We start from the raw sequence: 14,495 nt of genomic DNA on the forward strand, positions 1-14,495 counted from the left end.
GGTCGAAAATTCATCTTTCAACGTGGACCACAGAGGTGTCCGTAAAAAGGTCGTGAAGACCTTGTTTTTTTGGAAGAAAAGCAACAATGATATAACCTACAACGACGGTTGCAGAGATAAACCGCCCAATCCATTCCCGAAAAAGAACCGTTCCCCATGATAATTTGTCATTCTTCAAATCAATCACTTTTATCCCAAATACCATTTTTCCAAGGGTTTGCTTAAAATACTTGGTCATCAACACGAAATATAAATAAAAGATGATTGCAGAAGCGATAGAAATAGGGGCAAATATATTAAATTCTACTAAAGGAATTCCGAAGCTTCTAAAAATAGGTTTCATAATTAGCCGCTCAAGACTTCCCACCACAATCAAATCGAGTAGATACGCCCAAAAGCGCATCCAAAATCCAGCATAGCGAATAGAGTGATTCTCTTCTGATTCTTCTTTAATGGTTTCTAGATTTTCATTTTCCATCCGATGTTCCCCCTACTCTGAATATAAATACATTAACCGCGGAGAATTAGGCCTTGATAAAATATCCATAAGTCCAGCCATCTCACTATTTGCACTGAATAATTTTTGTACCTTTATATTTAACAATGATCCAAATCCAAGTGCATCCGTATAGCGGACAACCTTTGCACCTTCTAGTTTCTCTTGATCCATCATACCCTCGATTACGTCTTCTAAATACCCAAAATCGTCAATAAGATTTAATTCTTTCGCCTGTCTGCCATCGTAAATTCTTCCGTCGGCAATCTGTTTAACCTGCTCAGTTGTCATATTCCTGCCTTCAGAAATGACTTTAACAAAACCTTCATAAGAATTATCAATCATATTTTGGAGAATTTGCCGTTCCTCATCTGTCATTTGTCGAGTCGGACTCATAATATCTTTATATTGGCCACTTTTGATGGTTACAAAATCCACACCATATTTATCCGCCAATCCTTCATAATTAATGCCCTGCATGATTACCCCAAGCGATCCTGTTAGTGTTTCTTCGCTGGCAAAGATTTTTTTCGCTCCAGCAGATATATAATAGCCCCCTGATGCTGCCATTGATCCCATCGAAATATACACTGGTTTCTTTGTTTCTTTTTGGATTTCTACAAGCTTATCATGAATCTCAGCACTCTCAACGACCCCGCCGCCTGGTGAGTTAACTTTAAGAACGATCCCTTTTACAGTATCGTCATCTTTTATGTAGTCTAATTGTTTCATAAATCCTTGATGATTATATCCAGCAGACTGAAACAATGACTCAGCGTCATTTGTTTCCTGGATAACTCCATTGACATCAAGTACAACAATTTTTTTCATTTCATTTCCTTCCTGGATAATTTCCTCCGTAAAAGGAAGCTCCGTGGCTGCAAAAAGCTCACTTAAGTCTGTTTCCACCCCTTTAAATGCAAAGGCAGATAAAAAATTAACCATAACTGATACAAAGAATAATGCGGCAGCAATTCCAAGGGCTGCCCAGCGTTTCCCATTCATGTTGTAATCCTCCTCGTTTCCATCTAAATATTTTCTTATATAATGGCTCTTTTCTTAAACTTTGCTTCTTATAACAAAAATTAATGATTGTACTGTGTTTTCGCGAAAAATTTAATAAGAAAAGAGCTTGCAAACTTAATTCATTGGCGCAAAATAACTATTTCCACGTTAAAATCGGCTTTAGATTTTAACAGCAATCGTTACGAAAACAGCCTATATAATTTAATATTGTTTCAAAATAATGCTAAAATAAATGCAACCACCTAAGTTTACCAAAATTCAACAGGTTTAGGGGTGTTTTTACACATTATTTACATAAAATGGAGGACAATATGGGACATAGACGTAATATTTTCTTTTATCATCACTTAGATAATGAAATGCTGGAAAAGGTAGGAAACTTAGATGATTCTGCAAAGCAGTATGATTTGACAATTGTAAATGACCATCGTGACGCCAATATTATTGCAAGCATTGGTGATGATGGGACATTCCTTCAGGCAGTAAGGAAGACTGGTTTTCGCGATGATGTACTTTATTGTGGAATCACAACAAAGGATAGTTTAAGTATGTATTGTGATTTCAAAATCAATGATTCCTCAAAAATGGTCGAGGCTGTTTCTAAGGTCGAGGCTGTGACCAATGAAGATTTAAAAGTACGGCGTTATCCTATCATCGAGGTAATGGTCGACGGTCAGGGAATTTTTCCATGCCTGAATGAATTTAGTATTCGCTCATCCATCATAAAAACACTTGAATTAGATGTTTTTATTGGTGATATTCATTTTGAAACCTTCCGCGGTGACGGATTAATCGTTGCTACACCGACAGGAAGTACGGCATACAATAAATCTGTAAATGGTGCTGTAGTTGACCCATTAATTCCCTGCATGCAGGTGAGCGAGGTTGCTTCCATTAACAATAACAAGTATCGGACATTAGGTTCTCCTTTTGTTATCGGCGGCAGCCGCACCCTTACCCTGAAGGTTATTTCAGAAGGAAATGAGCACCCTACAATGGGCTTAGACAATGAGGCCCTTAGCATTCGGCTTGTAGATAAGATTCAAATTAGACTTAGTGATAAAAAGATCAAAACATTAAAACTGAAAGACAATTCCTTCTGGGAAAAAGTTAAGAGAACATTTTTGTAAGGGAAGAAAAGCTGTCGAAATTTCGACAGCCCTCTCCCCTTATACCTATTGTTTCATGGCTTGTGATTCCTGTTGGCGCAGTTCAATTCTTCGAATCTTCCCTGAGGTTGTTTTCGGCAGTTCGGAAATGAACTCAATTTTTCTTGGATATTTATATGGTGCAGTAAGTGTTTTTACATGCTCTTGAAGGTTTTTTGTTAAGTCCGGATCATTTGCGTTGACATCCTCTTTTAATACGACAAATGCTTTTACAATAAACCCGCGAATTTCATCTGGACTTGCCACAACCGCACATTCCTTAACAAATGGGTGTTTGACAAGTGCATCCTCCACCTCGAAAGGCCCAATGGTATAGCCTGAGCTGATGATAATATCATCTCCGCGGCCTTCAAACCAAAAGTATCCATCTTCATCCTTTTTGGCCTTATCCCCTGTTACATAGTAATCGCCACGGAACTGCATGGCTGTTCGTTCTGGGTCTTTATAATAATTTTTAAATAAAGCAGGTGTCTCTACATGTACGGCAATGTCCCCTACTTCACCCACTGAACAAATTTCACCATCATCATTAATGATTTCTACAGTATTGCCAGGGGTTGGTTTACCCATTGAACCTGGTTTTAACTCCATTCCTTTTGTTACACCCACCAACAGGGTATTTTCTGTCTGTCCATAGCCGTCCCGAACATCTACATTAAAATGCCTCCTAAAGGTTTCAATCACCTCACGATTGAGAGGTTCCCCTGCAGAAACAGCACTATGAAGATTTGGTAATTTAAACTCATCTAGGTTTTTTACTTTGGCCATTAATCGATACTCTGTTGGTGTACAGCAAAGGACATTAACGGAGTATTTCTCCAAAAGACTTAAATACTTTTGTGGCTCAAACTTCCCGTTATACACTAGTCCAGTTCCTCCTGAACCTAGTACAGATAAAAATGGACTCCAAATCCACTTCTGCCATCCCGGTGCCGCAGTTGCCCAAACTGTATCACCATCTTCAATACACAGCCATTTTGGTGCTGCGGTTTTTAGATGTGCAAATGCCCATCCATGCGTATGTACAACACCTTTTGGATTACCAGTTGTACCAGATGTATAGGATAAAAACGCCATGTCATCGCGAAGGGTATCTGCAATCTCAAAGTTTTCTGAGGCTGCTTTCATTTCTTCTTCTAAGTGGACCCAGCCATCCTTCTTTTCTCCAACGGAAACTTTTAAAAGCGGCTGTTTACTAGTAATATTTTCAAATTGATCAACAAATGGGTAATAACTGATGACAGCTTTTACATCTCCATGAGTAACTCGATATTGAAGGTCCTTTTCACGGAGCATCTCCGAACTTGGAATGACTACCAGCCCTGCTTTTAATGCGGCCAAGTATACTACGTAAGCCTCTATTAATCTTGGAATGATGACTAGGGCCACATCACCTTTTTTTAAACCATTTTGTGTGAAAACATTTCCCGCTTGGTTTACCTTTTTCAATAATTCTGCATATGTAACCTGTTGTGTTTCCCCTGCTTCATTTTCCCACTTTAACGCCAATCGTTGTGGATCCTTTGCAAATTTTTCAACCTCAGACACTAAATTATACTTTTCTGGTGCTATTAATTCTTCGCGGTTCATGTTTCTCCTCCTCACATAAAATTCTTTACAAACATTATTATACAAAATTATTTGAAATATTTAAACCAGCCTATAGTATCTGGTCATAAAAAATCCGCAAAAAAGAGAGTGGGAAAATCCCACCCTCTGTAGCCATCTTATTCATTTTTTATCGTGAAAATCCGCCGCCTAATTGAGACTCAGCCATAGCGACTAAACGCTTAGTGATTTCACCACCAACAGAACCGTTAGCACGTGAAGTTGTGTCAGCACCAAGGTTTACACCAAATTCAGAAGCAATTTCATACTTCATTTGTTCAAGTGCTTGTTCTACACCAGGAACTAGTAATTGATTTGAGCTATTGTTGTTTGCCATGTGATATTCACCTCCTTGTGAGTATAGAATGTGTAGAATCACATGGCTGTATTCTTTTTATCAATTGGTAAATGTTCACAAATATTTCACATATTTTTCATTTATGCTGTGTTTAACTGGGCTGTTGATTTGCACTCCACTAAGGAAAGCTTCTAGGAATAATCATCGCAGGGACAGGCCGTTTTTGCCTGTCCGAGGCACTTCGCTTTCCGCAGGCGGTTCGGGAAGCCTCCTCGACGCTAAAGCGTCTGCGGGGTCTCCCCTGTCCCGTCCTCCTGCAGGACATTGAATTTCTTCCTCGAATTTGCCCACGCACGAAGAAAATGCGATAGCATTTTCGAGGAGTCTCCGTGCCTTCCGCGCAAATCAATAGGTGCCAAAATCAATATTACTCTTTAACACAGCCATTTTTTAAAATAAATCTTCAAATTCAGTGTCTTGTTTGCTATCGGGCTTTATTGTTAAGGTTTCTGTTTTTTGAACAGCTTCTTGAATCAAATGTTCAAAATCAAAGTAGCTTTCATAGCGCTGAACTTTTTCTCTTTTTGGTTTTGTTTTTGGAGAAGATGGAACAAAAATCGTGCAGCAATCCTCAAAAGGTCGAATTGATATATCATAGGTATCAATTTCTTTCGCAATTTTTATAATATCATTTTTGTCCATTGTCAACAACGGCCTAAGAAGCGGTGTATTCGTTACCTCATTAATAGCGTACATACTTTCTAATGTTTGGCTGGCAACCTGCCCGAGATTATCTCCTGTAATTATCGCAAGTGCTTCCTGTTTTTTTCGAATTTCATCGGTTATTCGAAGCATAAACCTTCTTGTCGATGTCATCGAGTAATTTTCAGGGATTTGTTCTTTAATGGTTTGCTGAATAGCAGTGAATGGAACAATATGAAGTTTCATTTGTCCAGAGATTTCAGCTAGCTTTTTAGCTAAATCAACCACTTTCTCCTTCGATCTTTCACTTGTAAACGGCGGGCTAAAAAAATGAACCGCCTCTATTTCCACACCGCGTTTCATCGTGAAATACCCTGCTACCGGGCTGTCAATTCCACCTGAAAGCATTAACAACGCTTTTCCACTTGATCCAACAGGTAATCCGCCAGCACCTAAGATGGTCTCAGAGGACATGTATATGGCGTCAATTCGAACCTCAATTTTTAAATTGATATCTGGATTTTTAACATTAACTTTGATTCCAGGTATATTTTCTAATATATGGCCGCCAAAAGTATGATTAATCCCATCTGAATCCAATTCAAATGTTTTATCAGAGCGTTTAGGAGATATTTTAAAAGTTTTTCCCTCGCTATAAAGACTTTTCACTAATGAAAGTGCAGCAGCCTTCATTTGTTCAATATCCCTGCTGACTTTTATCGCCGGACTAAAGGATTGTATACCAAAAATATTTTTTAATGCCTCTGTAATTTCATGAGCGTCTTCCCCATTTAATAACACATACATTCGATCCCGTTCAGCCCGTATCTTTACCTTTGGAAAGGGAGCCAGCGCAAGTCGAACACTTTTCCGCAGCTTATCCACAAATTTGTTTCGATTTCTGCCTTTGGTGGAAATTTCACCATAGCGAATCAATATATGATCATAATTCATTTAATTTCATAACCTTTCTTAGGTGTTTAGCAGCCTCTTCGATTGCTGCTGCCACAAGTTTTGCTTCCTCTTCTGTATTATCATACGATAAGCTTATCCTAAATGCACTGTCAGCTAAGTCGTCAGGCACCCCCATTGCTAATAGTGTCTGACTTGGTAATTGTTTCTTAGAGGAGCATGCACTTGTTGTTGATAAATAGATTCCTTTTTGTTCAAGTGTATGAATTAAAACTTCTGCTTTAATTCCTTTGATTGAAAAGTTCAGGATATGCGGCGCTGAATGTTCCACTGGTGTGTTGATCGATAATCCATCCGTTTTTTCTAATTCTGCTTTTAGCACAGATTTTACTCTTTCCATTCTTTTCAATTCCGATACACTTTTTTCCATTGTCATTCTTAAAGCTTTTGCCATCGCTACAGCACCTGCGACATTTTCCGTTCCGCTTCTAATTTGCCATTCCTGGTTACCGCCAGATAATAATGGGTCTATTCTAACTCCTTCTCGAATAAACAGCGCTCCGGTTCCCTTTAATCCATGAAATTTATGTGCAGAAATGGAGCATAAGTCTACACCATTTCCCACTAAATCCAATGGCAGCTTTCCAATTGCTTGTACAGCATCCACATGGAAAAGAATATTAGGATATTGTTTCAAAAGTTTGCCAATTTCCTTAATGGGTTGAATTGTTCCTACTTCATTATTTACCTGCATTACGGAAACAAGGATTGTATCCTTACGTATGGACGCTTTAACATCTTCTACATTCACTCTTCCATTTGAGTCAACTGGGATGGTGGTAATATCAAAATCGAGCTTTTTTAGCTGTTCCATTGCCCCACGCACTGAAGGGTGCTCAATGCTAGAAAATAGTAAGTGTCTCCCTTTATTTTTATGGACTAACGCTGTCCCCTTAATTGCCAAGTTATTACTTTCTGTACCGCCGGAGGTAAAATAGATCTCAGTTGATTTTACCTCTAGGAGGTTAGCTATTTGTGAACGTGCCTGTGTCAGAAGTTTTTCAGCCTGCACCCCTAACCCATGCAGGGAAGAAGGATTACCATAAAAATCATTTGATACCTTCAGAAAGGAATCCAGAACTTCTTTATAAGGTCTTGTTGTGGCACTATTATCGAAATAAATCATTTTATATACACCTCATCTTTGCGCAGAATAAATCTTACCATAAACTTAAACAATTGAAAAAGTTTTGTGATTTACGACAAATAAAAACCGATTCGCTTTTTTGCTGAATCGGTTTTAGCTTTATTTTTTCTTACTTTCCAACTGTGGCTTTGATTTTTTTAAGGGCACCCGGATCTATTGATTCGAGGGAAGCAGCTGCCTGTTCTAAAGCTTCCTGATATTCATAATGTCTAAAGGCATGTTCCGCATCGCCCAGTCCCTTAGCAATAGAAGGATATTGGCTTCGATAGCGGTTACCATACTGAATCGCTTTTTCAGCAAGTATAACATTTTCGATCAATTCCATCGTAGAATTAGATAATTTTTCCACTGTTAAAACCGCTATTTCTAGATATTGGTTTAGTGCAGAAACATTAAGTGGTTTTTCCTGAAGCTGCTGCTTCACGTTCTGGATACTTTCATTTGTATCTTCGAATAAGTACTTATAATCCTCCGGCAAACCTGGAATATTGCTCTTGGAAACTAAACGAATGGTTTCGCCCACTTTTTTCGTTAAATCCCTTAGTGTTTCTCTTGCTTCAAACTCATCCTTTCGCAGTGCTTGAAGCTTGAGTCCAAAACTTTCCTGCTCTTCTTGAATCATTTCAATATGCATTTTTATGTCTTTTAGTTCCTCACAAAGTGCGGTTAATGCTGTTTCATTGAGATTAATTTTTTCCATCAAAATTTCATAATGCTTGGTAACAGTGGAAAGCTGGCTTTCTAAATGTCGTTGAATCTCAAAGTCGCTGTCTGTAAGGTGATAGCTTTCTTGAACATGCTTTACTTCACTAGAAAGATGATCATGCTCTTCTAATACAGAAGTTAACAGTCCGCTCATTCCTTTTTCATTTTGAAGGATAAAATGTTTCGCATTTACTTCTTTCTCGAGAAGATCAAATAAAATGTCAATGCGTTCTTTCACTTCACCTATTCCTTCTTGCGCTTCCTCTATTTTTGTTTCTTCAATAAACCCCAAAAACTTGGTCAAATTCTCTCGCAAACTCTCAATTTCCTGCTCTAACTGAAGGTGATTTAAGTAATACCCTTTTTCATTCATTTCACGATACCCATCTTGAATATCGCTCAGCTGAGAAGGTATCAGAGATTGACATTCAATTAATAGCTGTGGGATTAAATCCATATTATTTTTAATCGTAATAAGTTGGTCATGTATTGATAATACGAGTTCACGCGCTTCAAGATAATTACCAAGCTCCGTTTTCTCATCAAATTCGTGAAACTTTTTCGTTACATCATCCAATTGAGTTTCTAGGTATTTTTCGGATTTACCAAAGCTATGACGATGAGCCAGCAGCGTTTTTTTCGTTTCTCGGTAAAGTTCCTTTAGCTGTTCTATTTCTATTCTGTTCTTTTCTTCGCTGCCAACAAGCTCATGAAGTTCTTCAACAATTTTATTAATCTCATTTTCAGTTGCTAGTAACTTATCATTGATATCCCGTTGGATTCCTTTTGCTTTTTTAAAGCGATATTTGTCAATATATTCTTCAGCATCGAATAACATCTCTTCCAGATCCGGTAATTTAACCGTTACAATATCATCCCATTGATTACGCCAGCCCTCAAACAACTCCTCTGTTTGCCCTGTCATATTCAATTGTTTAACCTTTGACATTTCATCCAATATTGGTCGATTAAATAAATCAATTTTCCAGGCTTCTAACCTATCCATCTCTTTAAAATACTTCTTCTTTATAAAATATCCCAGTACGAATAAGGCGAGTAGCAGGATAATGAATCCTATAATAAATTTCACGTTCAAGCCTCCTGTTTCAAACACTTCATAATTCTCCAATGCTGTGGATACGAATCTATAAAAACCTTTAAATTTCGGTTAAGTTCAATGTTTCTATGATACCATGTAAACGACATTTTTTGACTATTAATTTCATTTTTTTTGAAAAAGAAATGTGAATTTAATATATTGGAGCAGAATGCCCTGATAAAACCAAATGAAAAAGCACTTGCCTGAAGAAAATATTCTTTCCAAGCTAGTGCTCATCATATAAATATCGGTATAATCGTTTCAATTAAAGTATGGCCTCTTTCTTTTCAATTATTTTCATTTCCATTGTATTTTCAATCCACCTATTCATTTCCTTTAAATACTTTTGTTCAAAAAACCTTTCATTTGGAAAAATATAAAGTACCTCTCGTAAATAATGAGCATTAATAAAAGGCATCATCAATAAACCCTTGTATTGGATAATCAGGTAGGGAATGGAATGTGGACGGAATTCTTTTCTTTCAAACCCTTTTTCAAATATCTTTTGAAAATAGTACTTTTCTTTCAAAGCATATGTGGACATAATTTCTCTAACCACCTGTGAATCCATTGACATTTCTCGGTAGACAAAGCTTGTAAGTTCATTATTTTCACATTGATAGTGAAGCAGGTCAGCAGTAATTTGTTTTAAACATTCCTTTACTCCTGCTTCCATCATTGAAAACCTTTTTTCAATAATGCTAAGATATTGCTCAAAAAAGATAGTAAAGCAATATTCTAAAAGACCGCGCTTATTCTCAAAATGGTAGGCTATTGTTGCTGAGTTCACTCTTGCTACGGATGCAATATCACGTATCGATGTCCCAGCAAATCCATTTGAATTAAAAAGCGATATGGCTGCCTTTACAATTTCTTCTTTAGAATCCTTTTTCATCCGTACACCTCCTGTTTTCGCTTGACTTATCCCTTTCTATAACAATTCTTTTAATCACAGTGTTTTCCTTTATAAAAATATCGACAAAGTATGCTCTTTTTCCTGTTAATTTGATAAAATAAATAAGTGATTTATTTGGCGGGAGGTGAAAAAACATGTTTAATGTCGAAATGTACAAAGGGACTCGTCAAGAAAACTATCAATTGTTAGTGAAACAATTACAGGCCCTGCTCCATGGCGAGAAAAATCAAATTGCGAATCTTAGTAATACTGCTGCATTGTTAAATCAATTTCTTGATCGGATAAACTGGGTGGGTTTCTATCTCATGGATGACAATAGTGAGCTAGTATTGGGGCCCTTTCAAGGATTGCCAGCTTGTGTTCGCATCCCGCTTGGCAAAGGTGTGTGCGGCACATCTGCTAAGAATATGGAAACCATCCGAGTGGAAGATGTTCATCAATTTCCCGGACATATCGCTTGTGATGCTGCCTCCAATTCTGAAATCGTCATTCCGCTAATTAAGGATGGAAAATTACTTGGTGTCCTGGATATTGACTCACCAGAGAAAAACCGTTTCGATGAATTGGACCGAGAGCAGTTAGAAGGAATTACAGCTATACTTGTTGAGCATTTGTAAATAAAAAACTCGCCGAGGCGAGTTTTTTATATATTCTGTAGTGCCTGCTCTAAGTCTTCTTTTATATCCTCCCATGCTTCCAGACCTACAGACAAACGAAGTAATGTATCCTCTATTCCCATTTTTCTTCGTTCTTCTTTCGGGACGACAGCATGTGTCATCGTGGCAGGGTGCTGTATCAACGTCTCTGCATCCCCTAGACTCACCGCTATTTTTATCAATCTTAAATGATTCATAAATAATTGAGCGGTTTCTTTTGTTCCTTTAATCGTAAACGATATCAAACCACCTGGTTTTTTCATTTGTTTATGCATGATTTTAGTATCATTTTCATAGTCACTGAAGCCTGGAAAATAGAGTGTTTCCACTTTTGGATGTGTTTTTAAGTACTCAACAAGCATACTTGCATTCTCACAATGCCGATCCATCCGAACCGGAAGTGTTTTTAACCCCCTTAGTAAAAGCCAAGCGTCAAATGGAGAGATGGTGCCGCCAAAATCCTTCTGCGTTGTTTTTGCTACTCTTTTAATAAATTCACTTGTACCGATTACAAGTCCAGCAATGACATCACCGTGTCCACATATATATTTTGTTGCACTATGCATAACAATATCGCAGCCATGACTGATAGGGGTTTGTAAATAAGGCGAACAAAAGGTATTGTCCACAACGACAGGAATACCACGTTGTTTTGCGACGCTCGCTGCCATTTCTAAATCAACTAATTGCATTGTCGGGTTAATTGGCGTTTCAATATAAATACAACTAGTATTAGGTCGGAGCTCATTTTCCAGCGTTTCACTTGAAGTCATTGCAGAAAAATCATGGTCAATGTTGTATTTACTCTTTAATAACTCCAGTAAACCAAATGTACAACCATATACGCCTTGAGAACACAAGATATGGTCACCTGTTTTGGTTAAGGCCGTGAGCACAGCAGATACGGCTGCCATCCCAGAGGAAAATGCCAGGCCCGCTTCACCTCTTTCAAGATGCGCCATCCGATCTTCGAGAACTTTAACAGTTGGATTTCCCAGCCGGGAATAAATAAAACCTTCTTCTTGCCCTGCAAATCTCCTTTCCCCTTGTTCAGCACTTGAAAAGGTAAAAGTGGATGTTTGATATAAAGGAGGAACTAAGCTTCCCTTATGCTCATCAGAATGATAACCCGAATGAATTGCTTCCGTTTCAAAACGATAATTTTTATTTTCCAATGTGACCCCTCCCGCTTGTAAACGCTTCCATATATAGGTTGTTATATCCTATTCATTAACAATAGGAAGGGCACTCAATTCAACTTCATTCAAGTGCCCTTCCATTTATTATGCCGTTTTCTGTGCAACCACTTTATTTTTACCTGTGCCCTTGGCAAGATAAAGTGCATCGTCTGCCCGTTTGAATAAATATTTATATGTATCATGTTTATCTTTATTCCAATAGGAAACACCACAGGATACCGTTATTTTTGGGAAAGTACATAGTGCTATTGTTTTCACTAGTCTATCGGCTATCGCTAATCCCTCGTCAATTGAAACTCTAGGAAGATAGATGGCTAGCTCTTCGCCTCCCCACCGAGCACCAACGTCATTTCCGCGTATATTCTCTTTGATTAATTTTGCTACCTGAATTAATACATCGTCACCTACCTGATGACCAAATGTGTCATTGATTTCTTTAAAATTATCAATATCAATTAAAATAAAGGTCCCTTCCGGATCATCCTTCATGGAATACTGTATATTTTCATCTAAGAAATTCCGGGAATGAAGTTTGGTTAAATGGTCCGTTATGACCATATGTTGTAGTTCCTCCCTAAGCAATAGATTGGTCAATGCAAGTGATGAATGAAAAAGGAGTGACTGCAAAAGATTAAATGTCTCTAATGTGAAGTAGTTAGGTTTTTGGTGCATCACAATCGTGAATCCTTTTATACTATTGCTTAGAAGGATTGGTACTGCCATTAGGGAATGGAATTTTTTACTGTCATTAATGTGTGGAAGGTTAAAGTCTCCAATAAATATAGATTCTTTTTCTGTTTGTATCTTGGCTTCTAGGAGGTCAGTATAAATCTTTGACTGTTTTGTCAAAAAAAACGGGGTTGTACCTGGAAGTACTCTCAGATTATTGTGATCTTTGGAAAAAAGGAAGAATCCTACTTCCTGGGCATGAAATGTTTGAATAATTTGCTTCGACATAAATTCCATGATTTTATATAAGCGGAAATTTGCATTTAATTCTTGAGAGGTTTCATTCATGGCTTGCAGTTCTGAAATGGTCTGTTTAAACTGCTTGTAAATTTGTGCCTCTTCAATTGTGCTGCTAGCTGTATTTGCTAGTAACGTAATCGTGTTAATTGCATGAAATAGCTCCTTATATTTCGTTAACTCTTCTTGTAACTCTTTGGCATCCATATTTATCACCTTTTTATTGCCATTTTCCAATTTTATACATCGATACTATTATAGTAAATAAACAGGTGAGAGTGATAGAGATTTTTTAATTTTTATTTGATTTATTGATGGTTATTCATAGTTTCGTAAATTAACTTGACAGCTCTGCGAGTAAAATTATATAATATTCTTTGTGTAAAATAACTGCAGCCTATGTGAACACGTGAATGGATTCATTTTGTTCCTCATGAGTCAATTGTACTCATATGATGGTGTATCTTGTAACCCTCTGCTGCTAGGGCGAAGGTGCATGAAAACAAAATGGCTATCATTGATGTTTCATAACGGTTTTTATTTTACCAAAATAAAAACACTAAGGAGGAGTCATTCATGGCTCGTTATACTGGCTCTAGCTGGAAAATCTCTCGTCGTCTTGGAATCTCTCTAAGCGGCACAGGTAAAGAATTAGAAAAGCGTCCTTACGCTCCTGGACAACATGGTCCTAACCAACGTAAGAAGCTTTCTGAATACGGATTGCAATTACAAGAAAAGCAAAAACTTCGTCACATGTACGGAGTAACTGAGCGTCAATTCCGTAACCTTTTTGATAGAGCAGGCAAAATGGGTGGGGTTCACGGTGAAAACTTCATGATCCTACTTGAATCACGTCTTGACAACGTAGTTTACCGTTTAGGTTTTGCTCGTACTCGTCGTGCAGCTCGCCAATTAGTTAACCACGGTCACATTTTGGTTGATGGATCTCGCGTAGATATTCCATCATACCGTTTAGCTGCTGGTCAAACAATCACTCTTCGTGAAAAATCACGTAATCTTGATGTTGTTAAAGAAGCACTAGAAGTAAATAACTTCGTACCTGACTATTTAACATTTGATGCAGACAAGCTTGAAGGTACTTTCACTCGCTTACCAGAGCGTTCTGAATTACCTGCTGAAATTAACGAAACTCTTATCGTCGAGTTCTACTCAAGATAATAAGTTCGAAAGAAAGACCGTGCCATTTACTTGGCACGGTTTTTTTATTTTCTTTTTATCCATTTGATTGCCCTTGCATATAAGAATGCAAGTATGGCATATAGGATGACAACCACTGCTGCGGTCAAAAGGCGTTCTGATAATACCCCGTCAGCGTACAGCACTGGTCCTAGTCCAAAGAAAGTAACGAGGAGTAGGAGAATGATAAAAAAAGCATGAATTAGAAACTTCATAATAGTACCTCCTGTTGTGAATCTATAATCATTGACGATGTCGGTACGTTTAATGTTACGTTTTTGATTGTAAACTGAAGTTTGCATTTTAGTGTTAAGCACGTTATTGTGACCGTATTTTTCT

The 14,495-nt window shown here is 37.7% G+C and carries 14 protein-coding genes; 3 read left to right on the forward strand and 11 right to left on the reverse strand.

Translation table 11 applies throughout. The features are described from left to right. Positions 1-10 precede the first annotated feature (10 nt). A complete protein-coding gene (locus tag V7108_RS01310; protein ID WP_335567175.1) occupies positions 11-478 on the reverse strand; it encodes an RDD family protein in 468 nt (155 codons plus the stop codon). A 12-nt stretch (positions 479-490) separates the two neighbouring features. Further along, positions 491-1,501: a signal peptide peptidase SppA gene (sppA, locus tag V7108_RS01315; protein WP_335513677.1), complete on the reverse strand. Its 1,011-nt coding sequence runs from the start codon at positions 1,499-1,501 to the stop codon at positions 491-493. A 332-nt stretch (positions 1,502-1,833) separates the two neighbouring features. Between sppA and V7108_RS01320 the strand changes: the two genes are divergently transcribed. Beyond that, the gene (locus V7108_RS01320; protein WP_335513679.1) at positions 1,834-2,652 is read left to right on the forward strand and encodes an NAD kinase; all 819 of its coding nucleotides are present in this window, start codon (positions 1,834-1,836) and stop codon (positions 2,650-2,652) included. A gap of 45 nt (positions 2,653-2,697) precedes the next feature. Here V7108_RS01320 and mbcS read toward each other — a convergent pair whose 3' ends face one another. The 6 genes from mbcS to refZ all read right to left on the reverse strand — a co-directional run bounded on the left by mbcS (position 2,698) and on the right by refZ (position 10,117). Continuing rightward, positions 2,698-4,281, reverse strand: coding sequence for an acyl-CoA synthetase MbcS (mbcS, locus tag V7108_RS01325; RefSeq protein ID WP_335567176.1), 1,584 nt, complete (start codon positions 4,279-4,281; stop codon positions 2,698-2,700). Between the two features lie 148 nt (positions 4,282-4,429). Beyond that, the gene (locus V7108_RS01330; protein WP_335567177.1) at positions 4,430-4,636 is read right to left on the reverse strand and encodes an alpha/beta-type small acid-soluble spore protein; all 207 of its coding nucleotides are present in this window, start codon (positions 4,634-4,636) and stop codon (positions 4,430-4,432) included. Positions 4,637-5,047: 411 nt separating this feature from the next. Beyond that, positions 5,048-6,253, reverse strand: coding sequence for a tRNA uracil 4-sulfurtransferase ThiI (gene thiI, locus V7108_RS01335; RefSeq protein WP_335515656.1), 1,206 nt, complete (start codon positions 6,251-6,253; stop codon positions 5,048-5,050). After that, the gene (locus tag V7108_RS01340) at positions 6,243-7,397 is read right to left on the reverse strand and encodes a cysteine desulfurase family protein (protein ID WP_335567178.1); all 1,155 of its coding nucleotides are present in this window, start codon (positions 7,395-7,397) and stop codon (positions 6,243-6,245) included. Before V7108_RS01340 ends, thiI begins: the two co-directional genes overlap by 11 nt. Before the next feature lie 130 nt (positions 7,398-7,527). Next, entirely contained in the window at positions 7,528-9,213 is a 1,686-nt protein-coding gene (gene ezrA / locus V7108_RS01345; RefSeq protein ID WP_335515662.1) for a septation ring formation regulator EzrA, read from the reverse strand. A gap of 274 nt (positions 9,214-9,487) precedes the next feature. Continuing rightward, positions 9,488-10,117: a forespore capture DNA-binding protein RefZ gene (gene refZ / locus V7108_RS01350; protein WP_335515665.1), complete on the reverse strand. Its 630-nt coding sequence runs from the start codon at positions 10,115-10,117 to the stop codon at positions 9,488-9,490. 155 nt (positions 10,118-10,272) lie between these two features. On the opposite strand from refZ, the gene V7108_RS01355 reads away from it, so the two are divergent. After that, positions 10,273-10,755, forward strand: a complete 483-nt coding sequence (locus V7108_RS01355) for a GAF domain-containing protein (RefSeq protein WP_335515668.1) — start codon at positions 10,273-10,275, stop codon at positions 10,753-10,755. Between the two features lie 26 nt (positions 10,756-10,781). Here the strand turns inward: V7108_RS01355 and megL are convergent, their stop codons facing one another. Together megL and V7108_RS01365 are read right to left on the reverse strand one after the other, a co-directional pair. Next, the gene (megL, locus tag V7108_RS01360; RefSeq protein ID WP_335567179.1) at positions 10,782-11,969 is read right to left on the reverse strand and encodes a methionine gamma-lyase; all 1,188 of its coding nucleotides are present in this window, start codon (positions 11,967-11,969) and stop codon (positions 10,782-10,784) included. A 108-nt stretch (positions 11,970-12,077) separates the two neighbouring features. Further along, entirely contained in the window at positions 12,078-13,166 is a 1,089-nt protein-coding gene (locus V7108_RS01365) for a sensor domain-containing diguanylate cyclase (RefSeq protein ID WP_335567180.1), read from the reverse strand. A 369-nt stretch (positions 13,167-13,535) separates the two neighbouring features. Here V7108_RS01365 and rpsD point away from each other — a divergent pair, with 369 nt between their 5' ends. Continuing rightward, complete coding sequence (gene rpsD, locus V7108_RS01370) at positions 13,536-14,138, forward strand: 30S ribosomal protein S4 (protein ID WP_335509178.1); 603 nt, start codon at positions 13,536-13,538, stop codon at positions 14,136-14,138. Between the two features lie 44 nt (positions 14,139-14,182). Here the strand turns inward: rpsD and V7108_RS01375 are convergent, their stop codons facing one another. Next, entirely contained in the window at positions 14,183-14,371 is a 189-nt protein-coding gene (locus V7108_RS01375) for a DUF6954 family protein (RefSeq protein ID WP_335520154.1), read from the reverse strand. Between the last annotated feature and the right edge of the window lie 124 nt (positions 14,372-14,495).

Source organism: Neobacillus vireti, assembly GCF_036962345.1.
Lineage (GTDB): Bacteria > Bacillota > Bacilli > Bacillales > Cytobacillaceae > Neobacillus > Neobacillus vireti_A.

What these genes read in the sequence shown, in the direction of transcription:
- V7108_RS01340 (WP_335567178.1), bottom strand. Translation starts at nt 7,397, where the DNA reads ATGATTTATTTCGATAATAGTGCCACAACAAGACCTTATAAAGAAGTT.
- refZ (WP_335515665.1), bottom strand. Translation starts at nt 10,117, where the DNA reads ATGAAAAAGGATTCTAAAGAAGAAATTGTAAAGGCAGCCATATCGCTT.
- thiI (WP_335515656.1), bottom strand. Translation starts at nt 6,253, where the DNA reads ATGAATTATGATCATATATTGATTCGCTATGGTGAAATTTCCACCAAA.
- V7108_RS01375 (WP_335520154.1), bottom strand. Translation starts at nt 14,371, where the DNA reads ATGAAGTTTCTAATTCATGCTTTTTTTATCATTCTCCTACTCCTCGTT.
- V7108_RS01320 (WP_335513679.1), top strand. Translation starts at nt 1,834, where the DNA reads ATGGGACATAGACGTAATATTTTCTTTTATCATCACTTAGATAATGAA.
- mbcS (WP_335567176.1), bottom strand. Translation starts at nt 4,281, where the DNA reads ATGAACCGCGAAGAATTAATAGCACCAGAAAAGTATAATTTAGTGTCT.
- V7108_RS01355 (WP_335515668.1), top strand. Translation starts at nt 10,273, where the DNA reads ATGTTTAATGTCGAAATGTACAAAGGGACTCGTCAAGAAAACTATCAA.
- V7108_RS01330 (WP_335567177.1), bottom strand. Translation starts at nt 4,636, where the DNA reads ATGGCAAACAACAATAGCTCAAATCAATTACTAGTTCCTGGTGTAGAA.
- rpsD (WP_335509178.1), top strand. Translation starts at nt 13,536, where the DNA reads ATGGCTCGTTATACTGGCTCTAGCTGGAAAATCTCTCGTCGTCTTGGA.
- V7108_RS01310 (WP_335567175.1), bottom strand. Translation starts at nt 478, where the DNA reads ATGGAAAATGAAAATCTAGAAACCATTAAAGAAGAATCAGAAGAGAAT.
- V7108_RS01365 (WP_335567180.1), bottom strand. Translation starts at nt 13,166, where the DNA reads ATGGATGCCAAAGAGTTACAAGAAGAGTTAACGAAATATAAGGAGCTA.
- sppA (WP_335513677.1), bottom strand. Translation starts at nt 1,501, where the DNA reads ATGAATGGGAAACGCTGGGCAGCCCTTGGAATTGCTGCCGCATTATTC.